The 4,474-nt window shown below is 36.4% G+C and carries 6 protein-coding genes and 1 pseudogene; 1 reads left to right on the forward strand and 6 read right to left on the reverse strand.

Annotation, left to right across the window (positions count from 1 at the left end):
• Nucleotides 1–188 (forward strand): hypothetical protein (locus AC1UFB_RS15400; RefSeq protein ID WP_482589460.1); only part of this gene is annotated, 188 nt, incomplete at its 5' end.
• A gap of 50 nt (nt 189–238) precedes the next feature.
• Here the strand turns inward: AC1UFB_RS15400 and AC1UFB_RS15405 are convergent.
• From AC1UFB_RS15405 to AC1UFB_RS15430, 6 genes and pseudogenes are all read right to left on the reverse strand, one after another.
• Nucleotides 239–448 carry a hypothetical protein gene (locus tag AC1UFB_RS15405; protein ID WP_025910116.1) on the reverse strand — a complete coding sequence of 70 codons (210 nt, stop codon included), beginning with the start codon at nt 446–448 and terminating at the stop codon, nt 239–241.
• Nucleotides 449–580: 132 nt separating this feature from the next.
• Complete coding sequence (locus AC1UFB_RS15410; protein ID WP_025910115.1) at nt 581–973, reverse strand: CDI toxin immunity protein; 393 nt, start codon at nt 971–973, stop codon at nt 581–583.
• Between the two features lie 11 nt (nt 974–984).
• Nucleotides 985–1,317: pseudogene (locus AC1UFB_RS15415) on the reverse strand (T7SS effector LXG polymorphic toxin); the annotation flags it as partial.
• 681 nt (nt 1,318–1,998) lie between these two features.
• Nucleotides 1,999–2,718 (reverse strand): endonuclease V, encoded by a 720-nt coding sequence (locus tag AC1UFB_RS15420; protein WP_076514053.1) that lies wholly within the window; start codon nt 2,716–2,718, stop codon nt 1,999–2,001.
• A 36-nt stretch (nt 2,719–2,754) separates the two neighbouring features.
• On the reverse strand, nt 2,755–3,216 hold the full coding sequence (locus tag AC1UFB_RS15425; protein WP_076514054.1) for a toxin-antitoxin system YwqK family antitoxin: 462 nt from the start codon (nt 3,214–3,216) through the stop codon (nt 2,755–2,757).
• Nucleotides 3,206–3,832 (reverse strand): YwqJ-related putative deaminase, encoded by a 627-nt coding sequence (locus tag AC1UFB_RS15430; protein WP_482589461.1) that lies wholly within the window; start codon nt 3,830–3,832, stop codon nt 3,206–3,208. The genes AC1UFB_RS15425 and AC1UFB_RS15430 overlap by 11 nt, the downstream gene beginning before the upstream one ends.
• Nucleotides 3,833–4,474 lie beyond the last annotated feature (642 nt).

Genomic DNA, 4,474 nt, shown 5'->3' on the forward strand with positions numbered 1-4,474 from the left:
CAACAGTTATAGTAAAAAAATGGATGTTTACTACCTCTGTTCAAGAGTATTCGTTTTTCTTTATAAAAGGGGAAAAAAGGAAAAAAAGGAAAAATAATAAAACAGAAAATTCAGTTAAAATTTATGCGACGCTAGTGATTTACTATGTAATTATTTATTTACTATGTAATTATTCATTTAAGGGATAAGCTGCGTCAGTTTTAGAAAAGCATCCTATTACAGAAAAAGGAGAGCCTAATTAGCTCTCCTCAGTGTCATTAGTTTTAACCTCATATCCAAAAAGCTGTGACCTTTCATCAGGTATCCATTTTCCATCTCTAATCCTGCTCAAGCCCTGATACAAAGAGCCTCCTATAATATTCTCTAACCATTTGGAGCATTCAGTCATAGTATCAAAATCATGTAAGTATACTCCATTTTTATACAGTGAATATTTTTTATGTTGCATACTAACACCTCCTTTGATTGATACATGTATTGTACCAGGAGGTGCTGCGTGTTTAAAAGGTGTTTTGATTCCTGTCTCAAAAACAGGGGTCAGTCCCAAGCCAATCAAGGTTAAATCAAGGTTAAATCAATTTTACTTAAATCCTACTCTTACTTCACCATCATGAAATATTTCAATAACATATCCTGTAGATGGCGAAAATATCCATGTATCAAAACTTACAGCAGTAACATCATCTATATCTTTAAGTATTTTATCTAAAGTAGTTTGAATAATAGGTAAAGTTCCTTCGTCCCAAATTACATAAACAACATTACTGTATTCATTCGCGTTTTGGTCTAAAAAGGAGATTATCTCATCAACTGTATTCACTTCAGCATGATTAGACACTTTCTCCCATTCAATACGCCCCCACTTAAACGGAAATGAACTTTCAAAATTACTTAATATTTGCTCTCTATTATTATCAGAAAAGACATGTACATCCTCACCTAGTGCTTCAATACACTCATCAAATAAACTCATCTAAAGTCCCCTTATCTATTCAAATGTTTTAATAAAGATTTAAAGGTGCTTTCGTTACCCTCAAACGGTACAGCTATTTTTCGGGCATTAGCCCCTTTACCATTACGAAAATCCTCAATATTTATATGCGGCCCCTTATTTGGGTCATAATCTAATCTCCATCTTACTTTTCCGTCAGCAGACTGCCTACCAACAACTTGACCATATCCAGCACTTGACTTAAGAGTACCTGTATATGGCTGTGAGTTTGGTCCTAAATCTCCAACTAGGTCTAGTACCTTATTTCTAGCTTGTTCATATGTTTTGACCTTATCTAATACTTGTTCCCCTTTTCCTATACCCTTACCACTCTCATCCCTAACCTTCGTCCCAACCCCATTACCACCATCCACACGCTCAATAAACTGATACCCGCCATTCCCCTTCACAGATCCAACACCTGGATACGCTAAACGGTTATCCAGTCCCAAGTTCTGCAGATCTGACTGCGTACGCACATGAATAGCTGCGGCACCTTCATTCAGTTTCTTGGTGGCGGCACCGCTGAGTTGTTCAAGCTTCGTCGCTTTTGCGAGCTTGTCCGCTCCTTTTGTGCCGACTATGCTCATGGCAACGTTAGCGGTTAGGTAAGAGAAGTAGTGGCCTCTGCTTTTTGCATCGCCGTTTATGACCTGTTCATTCCAGGAGTCTTTTATCTCGTTACCGATGGTTTTAGCTACGCCTTTTGGATCATCCCAAACGGCTTTGACTCCTTCATCGATGCTTTCTGCTGTTTCGACTGGATGCTGGACCATATGTACGAGGTCATTCTATGTCTCGTTAACTGTGTGCGTCATGTCTTTTACATTATGTTGATTGTCTATCTACTTGAGTAACGAACTTTAAAACCATCTTCATTACTTCATACGCTATGACACTCTTTCTTATCCATAGCTTTTATTTGTACAAAAGTTATTGCATCTACTTCAATAATTATTGGCAAAAAAAGCACCTGTTGCCTATCAGACCACCAAGTGCTTTTTTGTTTACTTTTCTTCAAGTTCCTTCATTCTCTCTATTAACTTCTTCCTTACCTTATGCGTTTCTAAGTCTGCTAACCTAACAGGGATAGGTAAACGACTCTCATTATTAATACAGTTCATAGCAACTTCAGTGCTTGTATCTAAATCAACCCAGTTACCACAAGATACAAATATAGGATTTACATTTTTTGTCGTTCTTAACGCTCGACCATAAACTTCATTATTTATTACAATATCGGTGTAAGCTCCTATTGAATTCTCTGGCATAATAAAATCTACGTCTTGAATTTTAAGATAACTTTTTGCTACACCAATAGTTGGTTTATTTAGAAAAAAGGAGGCGTGGGTAGCGATACCCATGTGACGATAATGTAAGTAGCCGTTTCCATCAAACATATAAAGATCAGGATATTTAGTAAGTTTTTTTGCTGCTTCCTTAATCAATGGCAATTCACGAAAGGCCAGAAAACCTGAGATATAAGGAACTGTTATTTCTCCATAACTATATACTTTTTCAAGAACTTCGTGTGTACTAAAATCAATAACCACAATACAACAAACACCAAACGTCTTTTCACTTGCTTCCCAATACGCTAAATCTACTCCTGCAACTGACTCTATTTCTTCCAATTGAAAATCATTTTTTAGATTTACTCTTGGTAAAAGTACTTGTTGTTCATTTTTAAATTCTTTTATGAAATAATTTAATTTATCATTATTCATATTAATCACCACTTACAAAGCTGTTCAATCATATTATTATTTTGTATTTTTATCATTACTGAATTTTTCAGCATATAATAAATCCCATTCACTAGGCTCTGTTTTTTGATTTCTAATTTCTCCTTGTTCATTATACTTTTTATAAACCATTTCACGTCCAGCAATACATTCTGATTCATACTTTTTCATTCCATTTTCAAAGAATTCAACCTGATATCCATCTGCCGAATTTTTATTCATATGTCCAACCCTTTTTATAGTACCATTCGAATAAAACTCTACATACTTCCCTTGTTTAAAACCATTTTCAACGTAGAAATAACTTTCTATATTTCCATTTTCATAAAGATCGTAAGCCAATCCCGTAAACAACCTTTCTTTACCATCAGCAGTATATTCTACTATTGCTAAGTCATATGGTCCCCCATACTCTAAGTGCTCTTCAAACTCTAAGCCGTTCTGTATTATATACTCCTTAGTTAATAATTCATTTGACATTTTTTGAAACCTCCGTAATTATTTCAAATTCATCTGTAAGATAAGCACAATGAGGACATCTTGGAAACATCATTCCAGCTGGTTTTGTTCTATTTTGACCTGTACGAATTACATTGATAACAAAATTATCCAAATCAGCTTGAGGGTTTTCCTTTAAAGCCTTATTCAATGCAATTACTTCAGCATGTGTACCCGCACCTTTTGTAAACTCATATGATTCAATAACTTCTTTTGGCATAAGATCATACCTTGACTTTATTAGAGGATGAAAGTCTGGCAAAATTCCATCGTATTCATTTATTGCATAATAAATTTCACCAGTTGTCTTATCATACACTCCAGCAAAAGCTGGACCTAATTCTTTCTTACTTATCCCTGTTTCTTTTAACTTTTGCAATTCTATAAGTGTCTCACTGCGTAAGTTAATTCGATAATTTAGCTCTTCTGATGTAAATTTACCATATCTATTACGTAAATATTCTATTCGACTTTTCCCTGTACCCTCAGCAACCTTCTCATCCCTAACCTTCGTCCCAACCCCATTACCACCATCCACACGCTCAATAAACTGATACCCACCATGCCCCTTCACAGATCCAACACCTGGATACTCCAAACGATTATCCAGCTTATTTAGACCCAAGTTCTACAGAGCTGACTGCGTACGCACATGAATGGCTGCGGCACCTTGATTGAGTTTCTTGGTGATGGCACCGCTGAGTTATTCAAGCTTCGTCGTTTTTGCGAGCTTGTCCGCTCCTTTGGTGCCGACTATGCTCATGGCAACGTTAGCGGTTAGGTAAGAGAAGTAGTGGCCTCTGCTTTTTGCATCGCCATTTATAACCTGTTCGTTCCTTCACCGATGCTTTCTGCTGTTTCGACTGGATGCTGGACCATATGTACGAGGTCATTCCACGTATCGACAACGGCATCTGTCGCTCCGCCAGCGACGCCATCCCAGCTTCGTTTTGTGACGTCTAGCGCGGTTTTTGTTCCTTGCTTGATGTTTTCAATGCTGACTTTCCAACACGCTTGAGCTTGAACACCCTATAACTTATATATGTAATGTACAGATTAGCCATAGATTATTTATTCAAATAAAAAAGCACTCGTTGTCTTTTTAAAAGGCAAGTGCTTTTAGTTAAATTTTAATTCTTTTAGTTTTTTTTGCTTTATTTACTTCCTTAACAGTAAGCCCGTAATCAAACAACGCATATAAAACATCAGGCACCTCCGGTACGATAAATGTATCAATCAA

This window comes from Priestia sp. KCTC 13724, from assembly GCF_056820425.1.

Excerpts from the sequence above, each read along its gene's own strand:
- AC1UFB_RS15425 (WP_076514054.1), bottom strand. The coding sequence starts at position 3,216 with ATGTCAAATGAATTATTAACTAAGGAGTATATAATACAGAACGGCTTA.
- AC1UFB_RS15410 (WP_025910115.1), bottom strand. The coding sequence starts at position 973 with ATGAGTTTATTTGATGAGTGTATTGAAGCACTAGGTGAGGATGTACAT.
- AC1UFB_RS15405 (WP_025910116.1), bottom strand. The coding sequence starts at position 448 with ATGCAACATAAAAAATATTCACTGTATAAAAATGGAGTATACTTACAT.
- AC1UFB_RS15420 (WP_076514053.1), bottom strand. The coding sequence starts at position 2,718 with ATGAATAATGATAAATTAAATTATTTCATAAAAGAATTTAAAAATGAA.